Origin of the sequence: Leptotrichia hongkongensis (assembly GCF_007990635.1) — a bacterium.
In the GTDB taxonomy this organism is placed as follows: Bacteria; Fusobacteriota; Fusobacteriia; order Fusobacteriales; family Leptotrichiaceae; genus Leptotrichia; species Leptotrichia hongkongensis.
Map to the genome: position 1 here is coordinate 2,184,895 of NZ_AP019846.1, position 23,793 is coordinate 2,208,687.

At 30.3% G+C, this 23,793-nt stretch carries 28 protein-coding genes and 2 riboswitches; of the genes, 3 read left to right on the forward strand and 25 right to left on the reverse strand.

The genetic code is table 11. The features are described 5' to 3' along the window. Positions 1-121: 121 nt before the first annotated feature. From FVE75_RS10415 to FVE75_RS10475, 14 genes are all read right to left on the reverse strand, one after another. A complete protein-coding gene (locus FVE75_RS10415) occupies positions 122-748 on the reverse strand; it encodes a hypothetical protein (RefSeq protein WP_147006360.1) in 627 nt (208 codons plus the stop codon). Then, positions 748-1,509 carry a precorrin-4 C(11)-methyltransferase gene (cobM, locus tag FVE75_RS10420; RefSeq protein ID WP_147006361.1) on the reverse strand — a complete coding sequence of 254 codons (762 nt, stop codon included), beginning with the start codon at positions 1,507-1,509 and terminating at the stop codon, positions 748-750. The genes FVE75_RS10415 and cobM overlap by 1 nt, the downstream gene beginning before the upstream one ends. Positions 1,510-1,650: 141 nt before the next feature. Then, positions 1,651-1,839 (reverse strand): DUF1016 N-terminal domain-containing protein, encoded by a 189-nt coding sequence (locus FVE75_RS11885; RefSeq protein ID WP_147006362.1) that lies wholly within the window; start codon positions 1,837-1,839, stop codon positions 1,651-1,653. A gap of 203 nt (positions 1,840-2,042) precedes the next feature. Next, entirely contained in the window at positions 2,043-2,444 is a 402-nt protein-coding gene (locus tag FVE75_RS11625) for a hypothetical protein (RefSeq protein WP_232052549.1), read from the reverse strand. 208 nt (positions 2,445-2,652) lie between these two features. Next, entirely contained in the window at positions 2,653-2,913 is a 261-nt protein-coding gene (locus tag FVE75_RS11630; RefSeq protein ID WP_232052550.1) for a hypothetical protein, read from the reverse strand. Beyond that, positions 2,889-3,617 carry a precorrin-2 C(20)-methyltransferase gene (gene cobI / locus FVE75_RS10435; RefSeq protein ID WP_147006363.1) on the reverse strand — a complete coding sequence of 243 codons (729 nt, stop codon included), beginning with the start codon at positions 3,615-3,617 and terminating at the stop codon, positions 2,889-2,891. Before cobI ends, FVE75_RS11630 begins: the two co-directional genes overlap by 25 nt. A gap of 10 nt (positions 3,618-3,627) precedes the next feature. Then, positions 3,628-3,771 (reverse strand): hypothetical protein, encoded by a 144-nt coding sequence (locus tag FVE75_RS10440; protein WP_197735190.1) that lies wholly within the window; start codon positions 3,769-3,771, stop codon positions 3,628-3,630. 288 nt (positions 3,772-4,059) lie between these two features. Next, positions 4,060-5,166 (reverse strand): cobalt-precorrin-5B (C(1))-methyltransferase CbiD, encoded by a 1,107-nt coding sequence (gene cbiD / locus FVE75_RS10445; protein ID WP_147006364.1) that lies wholly within the window; start codon positions 5,164-5,166, stop codon positions 4,060-4,062. Between the two features lie 134 nt (positions 5,167-5,300). Next, on the reverse strand, positions 5,301-5,957 hold the full coding sequence (locus FVE75_RS10450; protein WP_147006365.1) for a precorrin-8X methylmutase: 657 nt from the start codon (positions 5,955-5,957) through the stop codon (positions 5,301-5,303). A 139-nt stretch (positions 5,958-6,096) separates the two neighbouring features. After that, positions 6,097-7,440, reverse strand: coding sequence for a cobyrinate a,c-diamide synthase (locus tag FVE75_RS10455; protein ID WP_147006366.1), 1,344 nt, complete (start codon positions 7,438-7,440; stop codon positions 6,097-6,099). Continuing rightward, positions 7,437-8,243 carry an energy-coupling factor ABC transporter ATP-binding protein gene (locus tag FVE75_RS10460; protein WP_012806219.1) on the reverse strand — a complete coding sequence of 269 codons (807 nt, stop codon included), beginning with the start codon at positions 8,241-8,243 and terminating at the stop codon, positions 7,437-7,439. The genes FVE75_RS10455 and FVE75_RS10460 overlap by 4 nt, the downstream gene beginning before the upstream one ends. A gap of 51 nt (positions 8,244-8,294) precedes the next feature. Beyond that, positions 8,295-8,927 carry a CbiQ family ECF transporter T component gene (locus FVE75_RS10465; protein ID WP_232052551.1) on the reverse strand — a complete coding sequence of 211 codons (633 nt, stop codon included), beginning with the start codon at positions 8,925-8,927 and terminating at the stop codon, positions 8,295-8,297. Next, positions 8,914-9,216, reverse strand: coding sequence for an energy-coupling factor ABC transporter substrate-binding protein (locus tag FVE75_RS10470; protein ID WP_147006367.1), 303 nt, complete (start codon positions 9,214-9,216; stop codon positions 8,914-8,916). The genes FVE75_RS10465 and FVE75_RS10470 overlap by 14 nt, the downstream gene beginning before the upstream one ends. Further along, positions 9,216-9,923: an energy-coupling factor ABC transporter permease gene (locus FVE75_RS10475; protein WP_036070035.1), complete on the reverse strand. Its 708-nt coding sequence runs from the start codon at positions 9,921-9,923 to the stop codon at positions 9,216-9,218. Before FVE75_RS10475 ends, FVE75_RS10470 begins: the two co-directional genes overlap by 1 nt. Before the next feature lie 193 nt (positions 9,924-10,116). After that, positions 10,117-10,299, reverse strand: a riboswitch (cobalamin riboswitch). Between the two features lie 157 nt (positions 10,300-10,456). Between FVE75_RS10475 and FVE75_RS10480 the strand changes: the two genes are divergently transcribed. Next, positions 10,457-10,864 carry an SRPBCC family protein gene (locus FVE75_RS10480; RefSeq protein WP_147006368.1) on the forward strand — a complete coding sequence of 136 codons (408 nt, stop codon included), beginning with the start codon at positions 10,457-10,459 and terminating at the stop codon, positions 10,862-10,864. A 12-nt stretch (positions 10,865-10,876) separates the two neighbouring features. Beyond that, complete coding sequence (locus tag FVE75_RS10485; RefSeq protein WP_147006369.1) at positions 10,877-11,320, forward strand: MarR family winged helix-turn-helix transcriptional regulator; 444 nt, start codon at positions 10,877-10,879, stop codon at positions 11,318-11,320. A gap of 269 nt (positions 11,321-11,589) precedes the next feature. Here the strand turns inward: FVE75_RS10485 and FVE75_RS10490 are convergent, their stop codons facing one another. The 9 genes from FVE75_RS10490 to ffh all read right to left on the reverse strand — a co-directional run bounded on the left by FVE75_RS10490 (position 11,590) and on the right by ffh (position 20,893). Further along, positions 11,590-12,345, reverse strand: a complete 756-nt coding sequence (locus FVE75_RS10490; RefSeq protein ID WP_147006370.1) for a hypothetical protein — start codon at positions 12,343-12,345, stop codon at positions 11,590-11,592. A 212-nt stretch (positions 12,346-12,557) separates the two neighbouring features. Next, positions 12,558-13,361: an ABC transporter ATP-binding protein gene (locus FVE75_RS10495; protein ID WP_147006371.1), complete on the reverse strand. Its 804-nt coding sequence runs from the start codon at positions 13,359-13,361 to the stop codon at positions 12,558-12,560. Beyond that, positions 13,354-14,139, reverse strand: a complete 786-nt coding sequence (locus FVE75_RS10500; protein ID WP_147006372.1) for an ABC transporter ATP-binding protein — start codon at positions 14,137-14,139, stop codon at positions 13,354-13,356. The genes FVE75_RS10495 and FVE75_RS10500 overlap by 8 nt, the downstream gene beginning before the upstream one ends. 9 nt (positions 14,140-14,148) lie before the next feature. Continuing rightward, a complete protein-coding gene (locus FVE75_RS10505) occupies positions 14,149-15,714 on the reverse strand; it encodes an ABC transporter substrate-binding protein (RefSeq protein WP_147006373.1) in 1,566 nt (521 codons plus the stop codon). 42 nt (positions 15,715-15,756) lie between these two features. Next, positions 15,757-16,578, reverse strand: a complete 822-nt coding sequence (gene nikC, locus FVE75_RS10510) for a nickel transporter permease (protein WP_147006374.1) — start codon at positions 16,576-16,578, stop codon at positions 15,757-15,759. Positions 16,579-16,580: 2 nt separating this feature from the next. Then, entirely contained in the window at positions 16,581-17,522 is a 942-nt protein-coding gene (gene nikB, locus FVE75_RS10515) for a nickel ABC transporter permease (protein ID WP_147006375.1), read from the reverse strand. Between the two features lie 249 nt (positions 17,523-17,771). Beyond that, positions 17,772-17,953, reverse strand: a riboswitch (cobalamin riboswitch). Between the two features lie 19 nt (positions 17,954-17,972). Beyond that, the gene (locus FVE75_RS10520; RefSeq protein ID WP_147006376.1) at positions 17,973-18,713 is read right to left on the reverse strand and encodes a sirohydrochlorin cobaltochelatase; all 741 of its coding nucleotides are present in this window, start codon (positions 18,711-18,713) and stop codon (positions 17,973-17,975) included. Between the two features lie 289 nt (positions 18,714-19,002). Continuing rightward, complete coding sequence (locus tag FVE75_RS10525) at positions 19,003-19,494, reverse strand: hypothetical protein (protein ID WP_147006377.1); 492 nt, start codon at positions 19,492-19,494, stop codon at positions 19,003-19,005. Positions 19,495-19,555: 61 nt separating this feature from the next. Then, positions 19,556-20,893 carry a signal recognition particle protein gene (gene ffh / locus FVE75_RS10530; protein ID WP_147006378.1) on the reverse strand — a complete coding sequence of 446 codons (1,338 nt, stop codon included), beginning with the start codon at positions 20,891-20,893 and terminating at the stop codon, positions 19,556-19,558. 296 nt (positions 20,894-21,189) lie between these two features. Here ffh and FVE75_RS10535 point away from each other — a divergent pair, with 296 nt between their 5' ends. Then, on the forward strand, positions 21,190-22,404 hold the full coding sequence (locus tag FVE75_RS10535) for a S1C family serine protease (protein WP_147006379.1): 1,215 nt from the start codon (positions 21,190-21,192) through the stop codon (positions 22,402-22,404). Between the two features lie 112 nt (positions 22,405-22,516). On the opposite strand, the gene tpx is transcribed toward FVE75_RS10535, so the two are convergent. Next, positions 22,517-23,035 carry a thiol peroxidase gene (gene tpx, locus FVE75_RS10540; RefSeq protein WP_147006380.1) on the reverse strand — a complete coding sequence of 173 codons (519 nt, stop codon included), beginning with the start codon at positions 23,033-23,035 and terminating at the stop codon, positions 22,517-22,519. A gap of 250 nt (positions 23,036-23,285) precedes the next feature. Continuing rightward, positions 23,286-23,660 (reverse strand): ArsR/SmtB family transcription factor, encoded by a 375-nt coding sequence (locus tag FVE75_RS10545; protein ID WP_021744402.1) that lies wholly within the window; start codon positions 23,658-23,660, stop codon positions 23,286-23,288. Between the last annotated feature and the right edge of the window lie 133 nt (positions 23,661-23,793).

Sequence of the window (23,793 nt, forward strand, 5' to 3'; positions counted from 1 at the left end):
CTTTTAGTTACCTTATAAGAAGTATAACACATTTTTTAAAAATATTAAAATTTATTATTTTTTTAAATAAAAAACACGATTATCAAACTATTATCCAGTTTTTTAATCATGTTATTTTTTATCACTTCATTTTTTTTAACATTTCTTCAAATTTTTCTGCATCCTTAAATTTCCATTCATTCCCGATTTTATTTAATTCATCCGTTACTTTATCTGTCACATAATTCTTAGGATTTCGCATTCCTTCTCTTAACATTTCCTTCATTATATCTTTCCATTTTTTTACTTCTGAAAGACTAACAAAATCTTCATCGTCTTTTATTTCATATCCATATTTTTTAAAAAATCTTTTTTTAATTTCTTTTTCATCTAAAATTTTATCCAAATCAAGAATAACTACTTCATAAGTAACAGAAACCTTTGTATTTGATAAATATTTTACAGTTTTTATATTAAAGTTAAATATTTCAGAAAAAAAACTAGAAAATTCTTTTGGTAGCAATTGCATACTCTCTTTTTCTTCTTTACTCATTTCATTATTTACTTTACTTGCTACAGGAAAATAATATGAAATCATTTCTTTTAACACTTTCTTAGGATATTTACTCACTGTTTCTTCAATTTTCTTATTCTCCAAATCAATCTGCTCTTTTGACAAAGTAACATTTTTTTGCTTTATTACTTGATACTGCCCTGCAAAAATTTGCATGGAAAATATAAATAGAATTATTGTTATTAGTTTTTTCATTATTCCTTAATTCCCTTTCTAAACTCATGTGAAAATGCCTTATCGTAAAGTTTAGACTTAGAATATTCGTTCCCCATAAAGTTTCCTACAAGAATTTGTGCTGTTTTTGTGATTTTTTCCTTTTTCACAAGTTCGGCAATGTTTTCTAATGTTCCCATAACAATTTTCTGATCTTCCCAAGTTGCTCTTTGAACAATTGCAATTGGCGTTGTTTTATCATAATGCTTTAATAATCTTTTTACAACTTCATCAATCATTTGCACAGATAGGAATATTGCCATCGAACATTTATGCGAAGCAAGGCTTTCAAGACTTTCTGCTTCAGGAACAGATGTTCTTCCTTCCAACCTTGTACAGATTATTGTCTGACTCACATCTGGCAAAGTAAATTCTTTTTTTATTGCAGCAGCAGCAGCCACAAATGAACTCACTCCTGGAATTACTTCATATTCAATCCCATATTCATCCAAAATATCCATTTGTTCCCTTATTGCACCATAAATGCTCGGATCCCCAGTATGCACCCTTGCTACCTGTTTTCCCTTTTTCTGTGCCTTTATCGTAACTTCCATCACTTCGTCCAAGTTCATTGAAGCAGAATTATAAATTTCAGCTCCATCCTTATGGCAATCAATAACCTCTTTTGGAACCAACGACCCCGCATAAATTATTACATCTGCTTCCTTTACAATTTTTTGCCCTTTTACTGTAATCAATTCAGGATCTCCTGGTCCTGCTCCTATGAAGTATACTTTTTTCATAAAATTACCTCTTTCTTTTTTAATTTTTTTATTTTTATAATATTTCATTTATTTGAAAACTTACTGATATTTCTGTATTCAAATATATTTTTTATCATAAGATGTACTAAAAATTTTATAATAATGGAATTATCTCAATTTTCAGGACACTGTCTGTAATTTTTGATATTTTAAGTAAAATTTTCTCATATTAAATAAATTTGATTTTGAAAAGTCCTTTTCATATTCTTTTGACAATTCTTTTAAAAGTTTTTTCCTATATTCCACTCTCTCATTATTTTTCTGATTATCTTCTATAATAACTTTCCAAATTTTCCAATAAGTCTGCATAAGAATATGTTAATCTTTACAGACACATGTTTTCTCACATTTTTCAGTAATTCTTTAATTTATAAACAAAACATATTATTTTCGATTTCTATTTCAAAAGTTTGACTTAATTCTGTGTATCTTTTTTCTTTGTATCGTAAATTCCTTTTACAATTGTTTCTGCTAGTCCTTAAATTGCCATTAAAAATGAAAAAATATTTTTTTCATAATAATTTCTTCTTCCTTTTATTATTTATTTTCAAAGTTCCCAAATAAAATCCCATATTAACAATCATCGCATAAACAAAGTACCTCGACTCTAACGACTTTATAATCCCAAATTTTTCGAGACTATTTTCCCCTTCTTCAAAATACATCAAAACTTTGTAGGGGAAAGTATAAATTATTGCGTGATAGTCTTCTTTATACCAATTAAACCCCATAAAAATAAATATTCCCATAATTATTAGACAACCTGCTATTGTCAGTATTCTTACAACTTCAATTTCTTCTTTATCAAAATATTTTTTTATAAAAAATCCAAAACAAACATTAATAATAAAAAATGGAATTAAAATACTAAATTGGCTCATATCTCCATAAATTCCAAACATACTTTTTACCATTTCGACAAAAATTCCAAAGCAAATTGCAAAACCAGGAATTAAAAAGTACATTGAAATAAACCATAATATAATTTTTGAAACTTTGGACAAATAACTTTTTACTGTTACTTTACTTTGAAGTATTGCTAAAATGAAAAGTCCGTTGTAAAAACACAGTTTTATAACCCCAATAATGTCTATTCTAAAGACGATAAGGGTATTGATAAAATTATAAAAATATCGGTAATTTCAAAATTTTGTCATTTTCATAATTTTTACTTTTCCCCATTGAATAAAATATCCATCCAAAAATTATTCCTGTTATTGCTGAAAATATTCCACCAAATAATAACCGAAATGGCAAATCAAAGCCATAATCCCAATCATATTTTCCAATCCAAAAATAATACATAAATAATAAAATTTGTAAAACTATAAATATTATTATTTTAGGTTTTAACTTTTTTACGCTTTTAGAAATCTCTTCCATTCATCTATTCCCTGTTTTTTAAGAATTAATGTAGAAAAATAATGTACACTTTCAACATTTTCAATATCTGTAATAATTTCTTCATTTTCTTTCCCACAGTTTGAAACAATAACTATATTTTCTTTATTTCCTGTTTCAATAATCGCTCTTTTTATTCTCTCAAAATCTCGGCTTATTTTCATTAACACTAGATTTTCGTTATTTTCAATTTCTTTATGAACATCAGTTTTTCTGCTGACAGACACTATTTTTAAATCTTCATCTCCAACCATAAGCGGTATATTAAGCCTTGCCGCAATACTGTTAAACGAAGTTATTCCCGCAATAGTTTCAACTTCCACATCATCTGAAATATGTTCCAATACATAAGTATAAGTACTATAAGTCATCGGATCACCTATTGTTAAAAACGCTACATTTTTACCTTTTTCCAATTCAGCACTTATTACATCCGCATTATTTTTTCTAAAAACTTTTCTCGCTTCCACATCTCTTATCATAGGAAATTCCAAAAATAGCTGCTCTACTTCTGGTTTTACATATTCTTTTACAATATTAAAGGCTGTACTTCCTTCTCCGCTTTTTGCCTCAGGCAGTACTATCACATCTACTTCATGCAGTCTTTTTGCTGCTTTAACTGTTATATTTTCAGGATCTCCTACTCCTACACCAATACCATAAAATTTACCTAATTTACTAGCCATTTTTTCTCCTCTAATTTATTTTTTCTACACTATAAATATACTTTATTGCATTTTCAACTTCTTTTCTTGAAGTAGAATAAGTTTTTTTATTATCTTCATAATAATCATATTCATAGCATTTATGTTTAAAATTTTCTATTTTAAAATCATTCAAATTCAGCTTCTTTTCTTCTCGTTGTTATTATTTCCCAGGTCTATATTTTTAATGCTTTTTTTTAATTATATAATTTTCAGGAATACATTCCGCAAATTTTAGAATTTTGAATTTTTTTTAGGAATATAATCCTGTAATTTAAAAATTATCAATGAGGTTTTACTAACTTTTACTTCTTCGTAAATTTAATTAAACTTTTTTATAAACTATATACATTACAGTATATAGCCCGTTTTTTTGCCCTATTGGCAATAACCATAACAACTTCTCTATCCTTAAAGTTATTTTTTAAAAATTATCAAAAAAGTGCTTACTATGCCCTATAACTTCTTTTTCAGCTGATAAAATCAATGTTTCCACTTCCAGATTCCATCCATTTTTTCTGCAATGTTCCTCACATTTTTGTTTTGCTTTTTCAGCTAGCAAGTTAAAGACTTCTTTTTTTTCAATGTACCCAGAAGCCTCTTCAGTTGTATTCGATTCCAGAATTTTATAGACATTTTCTAGCTTTTCACCCACTAACAATGCGTTTGCAGCCAAAATTTCCATTTTTGCATCAGAAACTCGACTGTGTGTATGAAAAATTCCTCCTGCCACTTTTACAAATTTTCCTAATTCTCCAATAAAATAAATTTTCTTAACTTCAAATTCACATGCCTTGTCAAACATATATCCCACAAAATTACTGATTACAACACCCTCTTCAGACTTTTCTGGAAATTCCTTTTTCAAAAACATTTTTCCTCTATTTCCAAAAAGAAATATCGCTGTTTTTGTATTAAAATATGTTAAATTTTGCTTCAGCTCTATTGCAAGGGAAGCCTTCCATGACTCTTCAGACATCGGACGTACAATTCCCATTGTTCCAAGAATAGAAATTCCGCCAATAATTCCTAATTTCCCATTCATTGTTTTTTTGGCAGCTTCTTCACCCAGAGGCACGCTAATTTCAACATCTACTCCTTTTCCAGATGGAAGAAGTTCTTTCACAATACCAGTCAGCATTTTCATTGGCGTTGGATTTATTGCTGATTTTCCAACTTCAACAGGAAGTCCAATTTTTGTGACTTTTCCGACTCCTTTTCCTCCAAAAATATTGATTTTATCATCTTCTCTAAAACTTACTTTTGATATGATTTCTAGACCGTGTGTCGCATCAGGGTCATCTCCCCCATCTTTTATGACAGTTGCTGTTGCATAATCCTCTGTCTTTTCAAAAGACTTAATCTTAATTTTTATCTTTTTACCTGCTGGAACATCTATTTCAACTTCTTCGACTTTTTCAGCTTTTCCTAGTAAAAGTAACAGTGCCGCCTTAGTCGCTGCTGTTGCCGAACTTCCTGTGGTATAGCCATATCGCAGTTTTCTACCGTTAAAATATACATAATTTTCCATTTTTATTTCTCCACAATTATACTAAAATATATCTGAAAATGCTCAAAACTAATAAATTTTCAGTGTTTTTGATTAAATAAAATCAAAATACTAAAAATAAATTTTGGATTTTCAGATATTTACAAATTCATTTATTAATTATTAAAATATTTATCTCTTTCATACATTTGATAAAGGATTCCGTGCATTACACCAACTGCAACTGTACTTCCACCTTTTGTTCCATTTGTTCGTATAAACGGAACATTGTATTTTGAAAGTTCTGCTTTAGATTCAGGACATCCCACAAATCCAACTGGAACTCCAACTATCAATTTCGGTACATTTTCCCCTTCTTTTTTCATTTTTTCAAGTAATGTAAACAATGCTGTTGGAGCATTTCCGATTACAAAAATTTTTGTTTGCGGATCTTTTAACGCTCTTTCCAATCCAACCATCGAACGTGTAATTCCTCTTTCCTTCGCTTCTCTAGCCACATCCGGATCTGCCACTAGACAATATGCCTCTGCTCCAAATTTTTTCAGACCATTTTTATTCAATCCATTAACAATCATGTTTGTATCACAATAAATTTTGCAATTTCCAGCTTCTAATGCTTCTTTTGCTGATTCAATTGGATTATTATGAAATTCAACAATGTTCACATAATCAAAATCTCCAGTTGTATGAATCAATCTTTTTACGATTAATTGCTCTTCTTCACTAAAATGGTCTGCTTTCCCAGCCAACCCTTCTGTAATCATCTCAAAACTCCTTACCTCAATCGATTTTGGATCTTTAATATATGACATAATTTATTCTCCTTTTATTTATTTGAATATGTTAATAACTTTATTTTTTACTTTTGTTTATTTAATAATATTTTTTCATCTATATTTCTAATTTGTTTTCACGCAAAAGCAATGAACAACGTACTCTTACTTGAAAAAGCTACAGCTTTTCTATCAAGTATTTAAAAAACTCTATATTTGAATAAAACGAAATATGCGGGTATCCTGCTAGAAGACTATTTTTTCTATATCCGCAAACCCAATTTCTTCCATCATTTTTTTCTATTTTATAAAATTTTTCTTTTTCATTATCTACAGAAATTTCTGAATAATGAAATTCGTGTCCTTTTGTACAAATTCCATTTTCGGCTTTTATATTTATATATCCAAATCTTCCGATATTCAGCCTATTTTTCATAGAAATTTCCACATCTATCAGTCCACAGAAATCTCCACTATTTCCATCTAGCAAATTCAGTTTATTTGTTAAGTAGATAAATCCGCCACATTCTCCGTAGATTTTTACTCCATTTTCATAAGCCTGCTTTATACTTTCCTTCATAGATACATTTTCAGACAATTCTTTCCAGTAAAGTTCAGGATAACCTCCACCAAGATAAATCATATCAAGATTTTCTGGTATTTTTTCGTCTTTTACAGGGCTAAATTCTACTATTTCTAATCCTGAAAATCTCATCAGTTCCAGATTTGACTCATAGTAAAATGAAAATGCACCATCTTTAGCAACTCCAACACGTTTTCCTTTATATTTATTCTTTAAGTCCTTTATTGGCTCAAAACTGTCCATACTGCTTTTTGTTTCAAATTCTTCTGCTATTTCGTAAATTTTTTCTAAATCTAAGCAATTTTGTGCAATTTCCTTAAACAGCTGTTTCTTTTCCTCAAGCTCTTTTGAACCTTTCAATTCAAAAGCCTGTTTTAATCCCAGATGTCTGCTTTCCACCGATAATTTCTCATTTTTCGGCAAATATCCTACGCATTCTATCCCCGTAAATCTTTCTACCGCTTCCTTCAAGTTCAAGTATAGTTTTTCAGAAGAAACATTATTTAAAATAATGCCCTTTATTTTAACATTTTTATCAAACAGCTTGAAACCCAAAACTTCGGCAGCTATGCTTGTGGAGATTCCTTTTGCGTTAACTACAAGAATTACTGGTATATCAAGTATTCTTGATACATGAGCTGTACTAAAATTATCCTTTTCATGCCCAATTCCATCATAAAGCCCCATAACTCCCTCAACTATAGCGATATTGCTTCCTTTCGCTCCTGTTTCAAATATATGCCTTAACGTACTTTCATCAAACATAAAAGCATCTAAATTACGAGATTTATTTCCCGTGAACAACTCATGATAACCAGGGTCGATGTAGTCTGGACCAACTTTAAAAGGTGCCACATTTTCAAAAGCTGACATCAATATGCTGCTTACTGTAGTCTTTCCACCACCACTCATTGCTCCCGATATAAGTATTTTTTTCATAGCAAGTTTTTTTCCTCCAAAAATTTATAATAATCATTTTCATCAAGATTTTTATACTTGAGATAACTTTTTATTTTCAGTACATTTGGAATATTCAAATTTAATTTCTTCAAAAATTCAAAATCCTCAAAAACCTCGTCCCTGCTCCCTTGCCGTACAATTCTCCCTTTTTCAAGGACATAGATATAGTCAGCAAATTCATAGGCAAAATCTGTATCGTGAGTTGATACCACCATTGTTTTTCCTGCTTTGGAAAAATTATCTAGAATTTCTGATACTCTTTTTGTATTTTTAGAATCAAGCCATGCAGTTGGTTCATCTAGAATAAGAAGTTCTGGCTCCATTGCCGTAATTGCAGCTATTGAGACTCTTTTTTTCTGTCCATAGCTCAGATGATGACAAGGTCTATCTTTTAAATCTGTTATATTGATTTCTTTCATTGCCCTGTTTACATTTTTTTCTACTTCCTCTTTAGAATATCCAAGATTTTCAGGTCCGTAAGCTACTTCCTGAAATACTAAAGGTGCAAAAATCTGTATTTCAGGATCCTGAAAAATTATCCCGACTTTTTTTCTCAATTCTTCGAGATTTTTCTTTTTATGCTCTATTTTTTTCTCTTCAAAATAAATATTTCCCTTTTGTGCTTTCAAAAGTCCATTCATTATTAAAAATAATGTTGATTTTCCTGAGCCATTTTCCCCAAGAAATAATGTTTTTTTCCCTTTTTCAATATTTAAAGTTACATCTTTTAGAGCCTCTGTTTCTTCATCATATGAAAAAGTTATATTTTCAAGTCTAAGCATTGTATTTTACCACCAAATATAAATTTATTATAACTATTATTATTACGAATATTATTTCAAACCCAATTTTTTTATATTTTCTATGAGAAAAATAAACTCCTTTCCCATTCTTGATTCCACAGCCTTTATAGAATTCAGATTATAGTAGTATGTTTTTTTTAGTATAGCAACTACTAGCATTGGAAATGATTTCATCCCATTTTTAAAACTGCTGTATCCTAGTCTTACTTCCTGTGCATTATGTAATTTTTCCTTATTTTCAAATAATAAAAATATATATCTGTAAATTAGTAAAAACATTTCCCTAAATATTTTAGGAAATTTCAGCTTTGCAAATATATAGTCCAAATCTATAATTGGAGTAGAACAAATAAGGAAATAAACTACAGCTATCGAGGAAAATGAACGTAGCAAAAATGTCCATATATCCGCTTTTATAAACAGCAAGGAAATTACAGTTGTCAAAATAAATAAAGCCGGAATAAAGTTCAGCTTTAACAAGTCACCTATTTTCACTTTTACGACAAACAAAAGAAGTAAATTAAACAGTATAAAATTAAAAACAAATACTATTTTACTTCCAGTATAAAGTAAAAATACTAATGTCGTCATTGACAATATAAACTTTACTCCGGGGTTTATATTTTTTATGGGATTTGTGTAAGATACCTTATCTATCAGCATTTTTTCTTTCACCTTTGAAATAGCCTAATACATACCCTACAATTCCTGCACCTAATGCCGCCTGTAATGCAAACAGCAGACTTTCAGTTTCATCTCCTGGTAATTCTATTAAATTTTTAGCCCATGGCTCATAATCAGGTTTTATAGTTTTTATTACTTCTTCTCCCTTGTCATCAGATCCTCCAAATTCAGATTTTACAAGAAGCAAAGGAATAACACCTATTAAAATTATTGCAATTATTAAAATAATATTCTTTTTAAATACACTTTTGTTTTTATTTTCCGACATTAAGCTTCCACCTCTTTTACGCTATATTTTTCAAGTATATTCATCACCACGTTTGTAAGTAGCCCTTCGATAACTGCAAGAGGAACCTGAGTTACTGCAAATACCGCTCCAAATTTGATAAATGAAGCAACTACTCCACCTTGTGGAGATGGATATGCAAGTGCAAGCTGAATTGATGTTACCACATAAGTCGCAAGATCTCCTAACGCTGCTGCCAAAAATACCGCTAACGCCTTATTCTTTTTCTCAAATCCTTTATACACTAAATATGATACAATTGGTCCTGCAATTGCCATTGAAACAGCGTTTGCTCCCAAAGTTGTAAATCCTCCGTGTGCAAGCAATCCTGCTTGAAATATTAATACGATTGTTCCAAGAATGGAAGTTACAAAAGGTCCGTATAATATAGTAGATAGCCCTACTCCTGTAGGATGTGATGAACTTCCTGTAACTGATGGAATTTTTAGTGCCGACAATACAAATATAAATGCACCCGCTAATGCAAGCGTCATTTTTTCCCGCACGCTCCCTTTAGAAACAGATTGAAGCTTCTTTATTCCTATTATCCAAAACGGAATACACACTGCAAACCATACTATAACCCAATTTAAAGGTAAAAAACCTTCCATAATGTGCATTGAATAACCATTTACACCTATTAACAGCATGCTGGTTAAAACCAAAAACAATAATGTTCTCTTTTTCATTTTCTCTCCTTCTCCAAATTTAATTTAACCTTCGGCAAGTTCCAAAAAAAAATCAGCCAAAGCTGAAGCCAATACACGTCAAAACTTCCACAACAATAACTATATCACCATCGTATAGTACGCTTATGGAACAAATCACCGTTGATTTATTTTTACATTGATGTATATTAAATCTTCCCTTCCCAGAAAATTTTATATAAAAAATTATTAGGCAAGTCTCCTGACTAACTTCATCCTACTCGTACCCTTCCCAAAATATCCAAGATATCTCAGTGGTTTTGTGTACTTTCGTCAGCTTCACAGTAGTGGGGGCTGTATCGGATTCTAACCGATTTCCTTATTAAGTTTGTAAAACACCTATAATTCTTTACTATTATTATACTCTCTTTCTTATATTTGTCAACCCTAAAAAAGGATATTTTTTTCAAATTTAAATAATTTATTAATATGATATTGGAGTATACAAAATATTGTTGACAAATATTATAAAATAATTTATAATAAGTATACATATAATATAAGGAGGAAATATAATGGAATTTAGTTTTACTTTAAAAATCAAAGCAAAAAAAGAAGATGCATGGGAATACTATGCAAATATTGAAAAATGGTATGATTGGGAAAAAGACTTAAAAAATATCACATTAAAAGGTGAATTTAAGACAGGTTCATGTGGAACTATGGAACTTGAAGGAATGCCCCCTATGGAATATAAACTTACTCTTGTAAAACCTTTTGAAGAATTTTGGGATAAAACAGAAACTCCGCTTGGAGATATTCTTTTTGGTCATCAAATAATTGATAACAACGATGGAAGCATAAATATAAAACATACTGTAATTTTGGACAGTGAAGATGAACAGCATTTAGAATTTTTAAGCCAAGTTTTTTCAGATGTCCCTCAATCTATATTTATTCTAAAAAATTACTTGGAAAGATAAGGTGATTGATACTTGTTTACATCAAAATATAAAGATAATTCAGAAAAATCAACAGGATTGTTATTTATGAGAGTATACAATAAATGGCATTCTATTATAAAAAAAGAACTAAAGAAAATGAACTTAACACACCCTCAATTTGTTGTTTTAGCTTCACTTGCTTATTTATCACAAAACGGTAATGAAATCACACAAATTATGATTTCAAAACTCGCAGGAATAGATGTTATGACAATATCTCAAATATTAAGTTTATTAGAAAAACAGAATTTTGTAAAAAGAAAAGAACATTCAAAAGATACAAGGGCAAAAGCAGTTATTTTGAACAAAAAAGGAGAAGAAGTATTACAAAAAGCTGTTCCGTTAGTTGAGCAAATTGATGAAGTTTTTTTCGGAAAATTGGATAGGGATGAAAAACAATTTAAACATTTTCTTGCTAGATTAAATGAAGAATAAGAAATATTATCTATAATTAATGATTATGTCAAAATTATTATTTTTATTATTATATTTAAAATTCAAAAAATAAAACAGAATTTTATTCAAAAGGATTATTGACACCAAAATGTTATAATCCTTTTTTATAATTTATCAAAATATTCCTCAAAATTTTTTTGTAAATTACATTAAATTCTTATATAGTTAATTCGCTCATAAATTATACTATTTCATAAATGCTATACTTTTATTTTATAATCCAAATTGCTCAAAATCCAATTTCTTATTTAAAAAAATTTTAATCTCTTCATCATTTCTAAAAGTTCTAAAATATCTTCATCTATTTTATCGTGTTCAATTTCAATCTTTTTTAAATCAATTACATAAAAATATTTTTCCATAGTAACTACTAAATACTCTGAATCAATATATTCAAAATTAGAATAACTTGGTTTTAATACATAAGATAAAACAAAAGAACCATCTTGATTTTCTAGTTTATTAAAACTTTCTAATGCTTTAAATTTATCATTTATTTCTTTTATCCTTTTTTCTATTTGATTATATATTTCATATTTTATTTCTTTATTTTCAATAAATTTAGTTGTATATAAAGGTTCTTTTTTCATTTGTTGAATATCTAATAGTGAGTATTCTTTTTCCATTTGATTATACAGCCTATTTTTTTGATTCCCAGTAAATATAGTTACATATAATGGTTCTTTTTCCAATTTCTGACTATCTAATAATGGAACATACGCGTATTCTTTTTCTATTTTTGAAGGTAAAACTATAAATCTTTCTACTTTTGTTTCCTTTTTTAGTTCAATATAGTCTAATTCAAAATCTCCAAAAAAGCTAATATCTTTTGAATTTTTACAAATTTTTGAATTAATTTTAGTTATTTCTATTTTTTTCTCAGAATAAGATTTAGGCTTATAAATCCATTCAGGAGTAAGATTCATCGTGCAAGGAAAATCTAAAGAAGTTCCAAATAAATAAATTTGAGTAATAAATAATAACAAAAACTTCATATTTCTCATTAAATTCAATCCTCCTATATATAAATGTATAAATTAAATACACAAATATTATAGCATATTATAATAAATAAAAACAAAAAAGAGCAGTATTTTTCTGCTCTTCAAAATTTTTATTTTACATACATTTTTTATATCGTCTTGTTTGCCTCATTACAAGTAGATTCTTTTTATAATTATATCATTAAAATTTACAAAGAATTTTTCACAAAAACCTACTTAACTTCCACCATTTCCCCACGTACAGGAAATATTGCACTCAATAACGACTTCGTATATGGATGTTTTGCTTTTTCAGAAATTTGTCCGCCTTCTATTACTTCCACCACATCTCCGTGATACATTACTACGATTTCGTGTGCAAAAGACTCTATTAGTGCAATGTCGTGACATATAAAAATCATTGTTATGTTTTTTTCTTTTTGTAATTTTACAAGAAGTTCCACTATGTTTTTTTGAATGGAAACATCAAGTGCGGAAGTTGCCTCATCGCATATAAGTATCTCTGGCTCAAGCGAAATTGCTCTTGCGATTCCAAGCCTTTGTCTTTGCCCACCACTCATATTTTGAGGATACTTTGTTACAAATTCTTCAGGCAAGTCAACCATTTTAAGAAGTTCTATAGCTTTTTGCTTTCTTTCCGATCTTTTTAGTCTACTATAATTCAATAATGGCTCTGTGAGGATTTTCATAACGTTCATTTTGGGATTAAAAGCTGACCATGGATCTTGAAAGACTATTTGGATATTTTGTCTATTTTCCCACACTTCCTGTTTTGTAAACTTACTTATATCCCTTCCGTGATATAAAATCTCTCCAGAGGTTGGCTTTTCCAAGTCCATAAGCATATTTACAAGTGTTGTTTTTCCTGATCCTGATTCTCCAACAATTCCCAAAGTTTTTCCTTTATGAATTTTTAAATTCACTTTATTACAAGCCACTACTTTTTTATCATTTAATTTTTCATAAATTTTTGTAAGATTTTTTGTTTCAAGAATTACGTCATTAATATTAGACAAGCCTTTCACCTCCAATTTCAGGCACAGCTTCTAGCAATTTTTTAGTATATTCACTTTTTGGATTTTCTATAACTTCATTTTTATTACCTGCATCAACTATTTTTCCATTCTGCATAACAATTATTTTATCTGAAATATATGCAGCAACTCCCAGATTGTGAGTTACCATTATGATAGAAGTGTCAAATTTTTTTCTGAGATCCATTATTTCCTTTACTATTTGAGCCTGTGTTATAACATCTAATGCACTTGTAGGCTCATCTGCCAGAATAATTTTTGGATGGAAAGTTAGTGCCATTGCTATTCCTACACGCTGTTTCATTCCACCTGACAGTTGGTGCGGATAGCTTTTCATAATGATTTCAGGATCTGGCAAGTTTACTTTGGAAAACATATCTTCTGCTTTTTCTTCAGCTTCTTTTGCTGACATTTTGGAATGTGTCTGAATGTATTCGACAAACTGTTTTCCTATTTTTCTTATTGGATTAAGAGTTCCTCCTGAATCCTGTGAAATCATAGTTATTTCAGTCCCTCGCAGTTCCCTCCATTGATTAAGGCTTTTACTGAGCATTGATTCTCCATTATAAATTATATCGCCTGAAATTATTTTCCCTCCATTTGGCAATAGTCCCAAAATAGAAGAAAGAACGGTAGATTTTCCACTACCGCTTTCCCCAACTATTGTTATTATTTCACCTTTTTTCAATGAAAGAGAAAAATTTTCAACTACTGGATCCTTATCTCCATACTGAATTGTCAAATCTTTTATCTCCAACATAAATTCTCCTTAATTAGCTTTTGCTACATCTTTTGTTATCCAGTAGTAATCCATTGGATACATTTTAAGTCCTGTTACTGCTTTGTTGCTGTAAAGGAATGTAGTTTCATATCCAAAGAACATTGTAGCAGCATCGTTCATTATTAACTGCTGTATTTTTACAATCAGGTCTTTTCTCTTAGCTTTGTCAAATTCTTTTGATAACTCATCAAGCATTTTGTCAACTTCAGGGTTTGAATAACCTGTTTTGTTTGTTTCTGCTTTGCTGTACCAGTTTTCATGCAAGTATTTTTCAGGATCTCCAGTATTTGCAGCAAGTACGTTCCAAATTAACATATCAAAGTTTGAATCGTCTCTCATACTCAAAACTGTTTCATAACTCACAGGCTTTAATGTTACTTTGATTCCAATTTCCTTCATATCTGTCTGAAATGCCTGAGCATAGATTCCTAATTCTTCTCTACTTGTATAAATTACAAAGTTCAAGTCAAGTTTTGATCCATCAGGACGTTCTACAAATCCATCTCCATCCACATCTTTATAACCTGCATCTGCTAATAATTTTTTAGCACTTTCACGATTATAAGCATTTTCATCCTTTAATTCATTAAATCCGAAGTCCAATGTCGGAGGTACTGGTGCTTTTCCTGGAGTTGCTCCACCTTGTAATAAGTTTTGTGTATAGTTTTCTCTATTTGCACCTCTTATTATTGCTTCTCTTAATACTTTATCTTTAAGTCCTTTAGTTTGATTCATAAAGGCATAAGTTGATCTAAGTGATTTCAATTCATTTATTACAATATTTTTATCCCCTTCAAAATCAGCCTTATTAGTAACTTTCAAGTTGTACGCTACATCAATTTCTCCTGATTTTAACGATAATGCTCTTGTATTTTGATCATTTATATCTTTAAATGTTACTTTTGCCAATTTTGCTTTTCCATTCCAATACTTTTCATTTCTTACAACAACTGTCTGTTCACCAGGCTTAAATTCTTGAACAATAAACGGTCCTGTTGATATTGGTCCTTTTTGAGCAAATTCATCTGTATTAACTGATGTATCAACTATTAAGAATAATGGATCTGCCAATGATTCAGGCAATATTGCTACAGGCTCTTTTGTTTTTATTTTCAATTCTTGTCCATTGGCTTCTATTGAAGCATATTTAAAGAATGATTCTGCTCTTTTATTTTTAGCAAATACTCTTTCTATTGATTTTTTTACTGCTTCTGCTGTCAATGGATGTCCATTTGAGAAAGTTACTCCATCTCTTATTTTAAAAGTCCACTCTAATTTATCATTACTTAATTTCCAGCTTTCAGCAAGCAATGGCTGCAAGTTACCTTTTTCATCAAAAATTGTCAAGTTCTCTCCAACACCATAACGAGTTACAACCCAGCTAAAATATTGATCTGTAGGCTCAAGCGTATCTGCAAACGAAGTTACTCCAACTACAAGTTCATCTGGATTAGTTTTACTTTTTGCAGAACCACCTTTTCCACCACATGCTACAAGCAGCATCAATACTGCTAAAATTAAAATTAAAAATTTACTTTTACGATTTTTTAACATTCTTTTCTCCCTATATATTTTATTTTTTGTTACTTTTTTTAATTATTCACTTTTTATATCAACTAAATCTCTTACCGAATCTCCCAGCATGTTGAATATAATTACAACAATTACTATTGCTAGCCCTGGATACATCATCATCCAAGGAGCTCTGCTAAGTGTTGTTCTACCTTCGTTAAGCATTGCTCCCCATTCTGGTGTTGGAGGCTGTGCTCCAAATCCTAGGAATGAAAGTGCCGCTATTTCCAGCATTAATGTCCCCATATCTGAAACTGCTGTTACTATCATCGTTGTAATCATATTTGGAATTATATATTTAAATATTACTGAATAATCCCTGCTTCCTGTTATTTTTGCCGCTTCTACATACAGTTCCTGCTTTATCTTAAGAACCATGCTCCTTGCAAGCCTTGCGTATTTTGTCCAAGTAACTGCCGCTATTGCTATAATTGAATTTTTCACACTTGGATTCAAAAGTCCAGCTATCGCTATAGCAAGAATTAATCCCGGAAATGCAATCATCATATCTCCAAGTCTCATTATTACTGTATCAACAATTCCTCCAAAATATCCTGCAACTACTCCCAGTATAGTTCCTACAGAAAAAATTATAAACATCAAAGTCAAAGTCATGAATATCGAGTATCTTGAACCATATATAACTCTTGAAAACAAATCTCTTCCAAGCTGATCCGTTCCAAAAATATACTGTTTTGATGGACGTTGCAAACTTGGCGCTAATTGTTTAAAAGGATTATTAGGCACTATAAATGGTGCAAAAATTGCAATTAATACCACAATGACTGCAAGCGCCAGAAATATTTTCAGTTGTGTATTTTTTCCAACAAATTTTAATTTATTCAAACCTAAATTACCTCCTCAACCCTTGCATCCAGATATTTATAAGAAATATCTACCGCAATATTTACAATTAGATATAAGAAAGCAATTATAAGCACATAAGCCTGTATCAAAGGATAATCCTGAGATGAAATCGCCTTTACTGCCATTCTTCCCATTCCTGGCCAGTTATAAACTATTTCTACAACTGCAGTTCCTCCCAGAAGGCTTCCTAATGAAAGTCCTAGAAGTGTTATTATTGGAAGCATTGCATTAGGCAGTACATGTTTCCATAAAATATCTCTTTCTTTTATTCCTCTCATTCTAGCCCCTGTCACATAACTTTTTCCAAGTTCTTCAAGGAATATATGTCTTATTTGACGTATATACTTAGCTGACATTGCTATCGCTATTGTAAATGCAGGTAAAATCATTGAACCAAAATCAGCATTTCCGCCTGAAACTGATACCAATCCTAGTTGCACTCCAAAAATACTCAAAAATACTAGCCCTAGCCAGAAACTAGGTACAGACATTCCCATAAATGTTATCATTCTTATCAAATAATCTTGCCATTTATTTTCTTTTACTGCCGCAAGTATTCCAAGCGGTATCGACATTGCACACATCATAAAAAGTGACAGAAAAGATAATGATAATGTAGGCATGAATGCCTGAGCAATTTTCTGAATTACAGGTATTCTTAGTGAATACGATTTACCAAAGTTTCCTTGCAGCACTCCAAACAGCCATTTCCAGTATTGGATGTAGAAAGGCTGGTTAAGCCCAAGTTCCGCCCTAGTTTGAGCCAGAAGTTCAGGCGTTGGAATAAGTCCACACTCTGTCAGCATTACTTGTGCAGGGTCTCCCGGCGAAATATACATAAGACAGAAAGTAAAAAAACTTATTCCAAAAAGTACAATTAATATTTGTGTAGCATATTTTGCTATTTTTTTATTCTTCGTCATTGGTCTAAACTCGTGATACTTATCACTTCCTCCTTCAAAAAATATGACTATTTTATTTATCTCATAGTATTAGTTATATTTTATTATTCCTATACTAATAAGAGATTTTTTTATATTTTTAAAATTTTATATAAACAAAAAAATCCAACTCAGAAAATTGAACTAAAATTTATATATTAAAACAGATGGATAGTATTTATGCAGATTTACAGCAGTTTTTATATATTAAATTTTTCCCTTCCCGAAAAATAAAATTTTTTAATATAGGCAAGTCTCCTGACTAACTTCATCCTACTCATACCCTTCCCAAAATATAATTATATTCCAGTGGTTTTTCAGTACTTTCGTCAGTATCACAGTAGAGGTGGCTGTACCAGATTCTAACTAGTTTCCTTATTAAGTTTTACAACACCTATAAAATTATAAATTTAAAATTATTCTTTTGCTATATTAATAAACTTCTTCTAATTTATCCATAAACATTTCACGTATAAACTGATATTCTCCCATTCCCTTTAATAAAGGTGTTACTTCGTATCCTTCATTCTCAAGAACAGTTTTCCATGAATCATCCTCATCAGAAGCCATATCATTTTTGGCATGATCTCCTGCCACAATCATAAACGGCTTTAACAGTATTTTCTTAAATCCTCTTCCTTTTAACTTCTGGATAACATCTTCAATTGTAACTTTTCCTTCAACTGTTGCTACAAAAATATTATCTTTTCCAGCTTTCTCATATTCCTCTTGAAGCCGTTGATATGTAATGTCTGCGACACTTTCAGATCCGTGACCCATAAATACAATGGCATCATTTCCTTCAAGATTGTTAAATTCTTCATTGCTCACAACTTTTTTAAAGTCTTCATCAGTTGTTAAAAGTGGTTTTGAAATTTTTCCATATTTGTTATTAAGTTTTGAATACTCAATTCCATCTAGAATATGTAAAGACATTGTGATAATCTCATCATATCCTTTATTTTTTAAGGCTTCTAGCCCTTCCTCCTGATCAAATATGTGGATTCCTTCTTTTCTTTCCACTATTCGTCTTATAACTCCTGAAGTGTAGGCTCTTTCCACATTTTCAGTTCCATATTTTGCTTCCACTTCTTTTTGAATCGAGTCAAGGCATTTTTCTCTTGTATCCTTATGCGATGTACCAAAACTTGTTACTAAAATCGCCTTTCTCATAAACACTTCCTTTCCATCTAAAATTATTTACCTTACTGAATCTTTTAAATTTGATTATCAAACTATTCTATATATTTATATTATAATCGTTTTTTTCTTCTTTTGCAACTATTTTTTTAAATTTATTTAACATTTTTTCTACTGGATATAATTTTTTTGCTTTCCCTCAAACCTATTATTTATAGTCATCTTTTTCAATTTTCTTTGAAAATTATATTTTTATAGTAAAATTTAGATTAAATAAAAAAGGTATATAAATATATATACCCACATTTTAAATCTTTAAAATTTATTTTACTTTTGATTTTACATTTTGAAACAATCCTTCTACAAATTCTGCTTTAGTTGTATCACTTCCAGAAATTTTTACAGTTCCTACTATTTCCCGTGCAAAAGGGTACACATTGTAAGTCCATCCATTCTTTGTAGTAATTTGACGAATATTTTTATTTTCTGATGCCGCTACTTCTGTAACTTCTACCTGTCCTTTGTATTTGTTTTTTTCAAATAGCTTCAAAATACTTACAAGTGCAGATTCATCGTGTTTTTCTATAATAAACTCAACTTTATCTGCTCCTGAAAGGTTTTGATACATCTGTTTTGCAAAATCTCCGTCCTTTTTCATTCCAAAGAGAAGATTTGCAAGTCCTCCTCTATTTATTGTTCCTGATATTATTGGACTTTCATAATTGTCATTAATAACTCCAATTACAACTTTGTCAAAAGCTGAAAACGATAGTGTTCCAAAAATAATAAATAATGCTAAAATTAACTTTTTCATTTGTGTCTCTCCTTTTTTATTTTCTCCAGTTTTATAAAAAATTTTAGTTGATATTATATTTCTATCTTCTTCTGCCCTTCATAAATCCTCCACCAAGTCCTGGAATACCGCCACTGTTAAACATTTTCATCATCTGTTTCATTTGCTCAAACTGCTTTATCAATTTATTTACGTCATTTACCTGAACTCCGCTTCCTTTGGCAATTCTCATTTTACGGCTTCCGTTTTTTAGAAGTTTTGGATCACGTCTTTCTTGAACTGTCATTGAAAAAATGATTGCTTCGACCTTTTTCATTTCTTTTTCAGCCATTCCCATGTCAATCATGCTAGTGTCAACTCCTGGTATCATTTTCATAATTCCAGCAATTGATCCCATTTTTCTTATCATTTTAAACTGCTTTAAAAAATCTTCAAAGTCAAACTGGTTCTTTCTAAATTTTTCTTCCATTTTCTTGGCTTCTTTTTCATCAATAGCTTCCTGTGCCTTTTCTACAAGTGAAACGACATCTCCCATTCCAAGAATACGTGAAGCAAGCCTATCTGGGTGAAATGGTGCAATATCATCCAGTTTTTCCCCTTCACTTATAAATTTAATTGGCTTTCCTGCAACTTCCTTTACTGAAAGGGCAGCCCCTCCACGAGTATCTCCATCCAGCTTTGTAAGCACAACTCCAGTAATATCAAGCTGTTCATTAAACTCTTTTGCCACATTAACTGCATCCTGTCCCGTCATTCCATCAACTACAAGCAAAATTTCATTTGGATTAAAACTGTCCTTTATATCTTGCAGTTCATTCATAAGCTGTTCATCAATGTGAAGTCTTCCCGCCGTATCAATAATAACATAAGTCGCATGTTCATTTTTTGAAGCCTCAATTCCCTGTTTTACAATTTCCACCGCATCTGTACTTTCATCAATCGTAAATACAGGAACTTTCACTTGCTCTCCTAATACCTTCAATTGCTTTTTCGCAGCAGGTCTATAAACATCTGCTCCAATCAGAAATGGCTTTTCTCCTTTTGATTTTAGATGTTTTGCTAATTTCCCAGAAAATGTAGTTTTCCCAGCCCCTTGAAGTCCGGAAAGCATTACAATAGTAGGGTTTTTATCAGCTTTTGCGATTGAAACATTTGATCCTCCTAGCACTTCCACAAGTTCATCATTTACAATCTTGATAAATTGCTGTGTAGGATTAACTCCACTAATAACATGTTCCCCTAGTGCCTTTTCCCGAATTTTTGCTACAAAGTTCTTAGCCACTCCATAGTTTACATCCGCTTCAAGCAATGCTAACCGTACTTCCCTCAAAGCATCCTTCATATTGCTCTCTGTCAACTTTCCCTGTCCGCTGACTTTTTTAAATATATCCTTAAATCTGTCTCCTAAATTATTAAACATTATTAACTTTTCTCCTTGATTTTGTATATTTTTTTAATTTTACTGTGTATAGGATAACATATTATGGTGAAAAAGACAATAAGCATAGCAGGTTATTTATGAATTTGCAAAAAATATGATTTAATAAATGGAATTCAAATAAAAATCATAAGAATAATAAACTTTTATTCACTAAAATATATCCAATCCTTTAAAATCAGACTAATTAAAGACTAATAAATCAGGATTTTGAGCTTATATTCTAAAATAATTTTAAAAATAAGTTTATCATAAAACTAGAAATGAGGTAAATAAATATGAAAAAAATAAATTTTATAAAAAAAGAAAATAAAAAATTTGCATTATTGTCAATGTTGTTCTTAATTTTAAGCTGTTCCAACAAAACTGAAAATAATTCTGAAAATAAAAGCAATACAGCAAATGTTGAACAGCAGAAGACAATTTCCCAGGAAGAACTGCAAAAATATACTAAAAATGCCGTTCAAACTCAAGATGCCTTTGTAAGTGTTCATAACAGCGTAAAAGATTCAATTGTAAATATCAGAACTAAAAAGACAGTGACAGTAAATACTTATAACCCATTGGAAGAGTTGTTATATGGACGTTCTGGAGGACAGGAAAAACGTGAATCAGGATCACTTGGTTCAGGATTCGTTGTTTCAAAGGACGGATATATTGTTACAAATAACCACGTTATTGACGGTGCAGACGAAATTTATGTAAAATTCTCAAATGGACGTGAATACCGTACAAAACTTGTAGGAACTTCACCTGAAGTTGACATTGCCGTACTAAAAATTAATTCAAACGAGACTTTTAAACCATTAGAATTTGCAAATTCGGATCAAGTCCAAATCGGACAGTGGTCAATAGCCTTTGGAAATCCATTGGGATTGAACGACTCGATGACAGTTGGAATTGTAAGTGCTGCAGGACGTAGCTCACTTGGAATTGAAGAAATAGAAAACTTTATTCAAACAGATGCCGCTATCAATCAGGGAAATAGTGGAGGTCCATTAATTGACATAACAGGAAAAGTTATTGGAGTAAACACTGCGATTTATTCACAAAGCGGAGGAAGTGTAGGAATCGGATTTGCTATTCCAGCAAACTTGGTAATGACGGTAAAAGACTCAATTATTGCAAACGGTAAATTTGAAAAACCATATATTGGAGTATATTTAGATAATTTAGATGAAAACAAAGTAAAAGCTCTTAACTTAAAATCATCAAATGGTGTATTCATAGGAAATGTTGTTCCAAATGGTCCAGCCGCAGCTGCAGGAATAACTAGAAATGATGTTATTACAGCTGTTGATGGAAAAAGCGTAAACTCTGCAGGTGCATTTGTTGGAGAAATAGCCGCTAAAAAAGTAGGACAAACTATAAAATTAACTGTCCTTAGAAATGGACAGTCAATAGAAATACCAGTAAATCTTATAAAAACTCCAAACGCTATTGAGCAGCAACGTATTATACAACAAAGACAGCAACAGCAACTTGGAAGATAATAAAAAAGACGAAAAAAGTATCTCAATCATTGATTGGGGTATTTTTTTACAAAATTAAAGCAATAAAAAATGGAGAAAACTCTTTATTGTAAGTTTAACTCCATTTATTTTTTTATTTAGTTAATTCTTTTATTACTTCCAACGCTTTTTCGTAATCTGGATGTTCTCCAACTTCTTTTACATATTCTACATATTTAATAATTCCGTCTTTATCTACAATAATAGTTCCTCTTGACAATAATCTTAATTCTTTTATTACAAATCCATATTTTGTTCCAAAATCTAACTCTTTATGGTCTGAAGCCGTTAAAGCGTTTTTTATTCCTTTATCTGCACAATATCTTCCTAATGCAAATGGTAAATCAGCTGAAATTGTAAGCAATTGAACATCATCTCCAAAACTTGCAGCTTCCTGATTAAATCTAGCCAGCTGTAAAGCACATACTCCAGTATCAACTGATGGAAATACTGCTATTACAACAACCTTTCCTTTATAGTCACTTAATTTTACTTCCTTTAGTTCTGGTGATAAAACTGTAAAGTCTGGCGCTACTTCTCCAGCTTTCACTTCTGTTCCCACAAGAGTTACAGGATTTCCCTTGAATGTTACTTTATTTTTTATTTCTGCCATTATTCCTTCTCCTTTACTTTAATAATTATAATTTTTTAATTTTAAATATTTGTAAATAATTTTTATTACTTTTAAAAGTAAAATACCATAGCTTCATATAAAAACAAAACTTGAATAGAACAACTATAATTGAAGAATTTGTTTTTAAAATAATTTGATTACAGCTTTTATATTTACAACTATCTACTTTTTGTAATTATAACATATTTAAAATTGTTTGTATAGTAAAATTATTTGATTTACAAATAATTTATTTCTTTTCTAAAATATGTGTCATCCCTTGTTCCACGATATGCTTTATATGATCGTCTTCCAGCGAGTAATACACAATTTTCCCTTCTTTTCTATACTTAACAAATCTTCCTTGCTTTAGGACTCTTAGCTGATGTGAAATAGCAGATTGAGTCATTTTCAAAAGATTTGCAATATCGTATACGCACATTTCTTCTTGAAATAAGGCACTTAATATTCTCATTCTAGTTGTATCTCCTAGTATCTTAAAAAAGTCTGCCAAATCATACACAACTTCCTCTTCTGGCATCATTTTTTCGACCTTTTCCACAATATCCTTATGAATAGCCTTTATTTCATAATTTTCATTTTCTTCTTCCAGTATTTTATTCATTTTCCCTCCCAACTTTTGAGACATATATTGTTATTATACCATGTATTTAAATAAGTGCAAAATTAGATTTTTTCTTTTACCAACTAAGATAAAAAAAAGTGAAAATTTACTAAAAAATTGTTATAATGTAACA

Bases quoted from the DNA above. Each gene is read 5' to 3' on its own strand.
- FVE75_RS10415 (WP_147006360.1), bottom strand. From the start codon at position 748: ATGAAAAAACTAATAACAATAATTCTATTTATATTTTCCATGCAAATT.
- cobM (WP_147006361.1), bottom strand. From the start codon at position 1,509: ATGAAAAAAGTATACTTCATAGGAGCAGGACCAGGAGATCCTGAATTG.
- FVE75_RS11885 (WP_147006362.1), bottom strand. From the start codon at position 1,839: ATGCAGACTTATTGGAAAATTTGGAAAGTTATTATAGAAGATAATCAG.
- FVE75_RS11625 (WP_232052549.1), bottom strand. From the start codon at position 2,444: ATGGTAAAAAGTATGTTTGGAATTTATGGAGATATGAGCCAATTTAGT.
- FVE75_RS11630 (WP_232052550.1), bottom strand. From the start codon at position 2,913: ATGGAAGAGATTTCTAAAAGCGTAAAAAAGTTAAAACCTAAAATAATA.
- cobI (WP_147006363.1), bottom strand. From the start codon at position 3,617: ATGGCTAGTAAATTAGGTAAATTTTATGGTATTGGTGTAGGAGTAGGA.
- cbiD (WP_147006364.1), bottom strand. From the start codon at position 5,166: ATGGAAAATTATGTATATTTTAACGGTAGAAAACTGCGATATGGCTAT.
- FVE75_RS10450 (WP_147006365.1), bottom strand. From the start codon at position 5,957: ATGTCATATATTAAAGATCCAAAATCGATTGAGGTAAGGAGTTTTGAG.
- FVE75_RS10455 (WP_147006366.1), bottom strand. From the start codon at position 7,440: ATGAAAAAAATACTTATATCGGGAGCAATGAGTGGTGGTGGAAAGACT.
- FVE75_RS10460 (WP_012806219.1), bottom strand. From the start codon at position 8,243: ATGCTTAGACTTGAAAATATAACTTTTTCATATGATGAAGAAACAGAG.
- FVE75_RS10465 (WP_232052551.1), bottom strand. From the start codon at position 8,927: ATGCTGATAGATAAGGTATCTTACACAAATCCCATAAAAAATATAAAC.
- FVE75_RS10470 (WP_147006367.1), bottom strand. From the start codon at position 9,216: ATGTCGGAAAATAAAAACAAAAGTGTATTTAAAAAGAATATTATTTTA.
- FVE75_RS10475 (WP_036070035.1), bottom strand. From the start codon at position 9,923: ATGAAAAAGAGAACATTATTGTTTTTGGTTTTAACCAGCATGCTGTTA.
- FVE75_RS10480 (WP_147006368.1), top strand. From the start codon at position 10,457: ATGGAATTTAGTTTTACTTTAAAAATCAAAGCAAAAAAAGAAGATGCA.
- FVE75_RS10490 (WP_147006370.1), bottom strand. From the start codon at position 12,345: ATGAGAAATATGAAGTTTTTGTTATTATTTATTACTCAAATTTATTTA.
- FVE75_RS10500 (WP_147006372.1), bottom strand. From the start codon at position 14,139: ATGTTGGAGATAAAAGATTTGACAATTCAGTATGGAGATAAGGATCCA.
- FVE75_RS10505 (WP_147006373.1), bottom strand. From the start codon at position 15,714: ATGTTAAAAAATCGTAAAAGTAAATTTTTAATTTTAATTTTAGCAGTA.
- nikB (WP_147006375.1), bottom strand. From the start codon at position 17,522: ATGACGAAGAATAAAAAAATAGCAAAATATGCTACACAAATATTAATT.
- FVE75_RS10520 (WP_147006376.1), bottom strand. From the start codon at position 18,713: ATGAGAAAGGCGATTTTAGTAACAAGTTTTGGTACATCGCATAAGGAT.
- FVE75_RS10525 (WP_147006377.1), bottom strand. From the start codon at position 19,494: ATGAAAAAGTTAATTTTAGCATTATTTATTATTTTTGGAACACTATCG.
- ffh (WP_147006378.1), bottom strand. From the start codon at position 20,893: ATGTTTAATAATTTAGGAGACAGATTTAAGGATATATTTAAAAAAGTC.
- FVE75_RS10535 (WP_147006379.1), top strand. From the start codon at position 21,190: ATGAAAAAAATAAATTTTATAAAAAAAGAAAATAAAAAATTTGCATTA.
- tpx (WP_147006380.1), bottom strand. From the start codon at position 23,035: ATGGCAGAAATAAAAAATAAAGTAACATTCAAGGGAAATCCTGTAACT.
- FVE75_RS10545 (WP_021744402.1), bottom strand. From the start codon at position 23,660: ATGAATAAAATACTGGAAGAAGAAAATGAAAATTATGAAATAAAGGCT.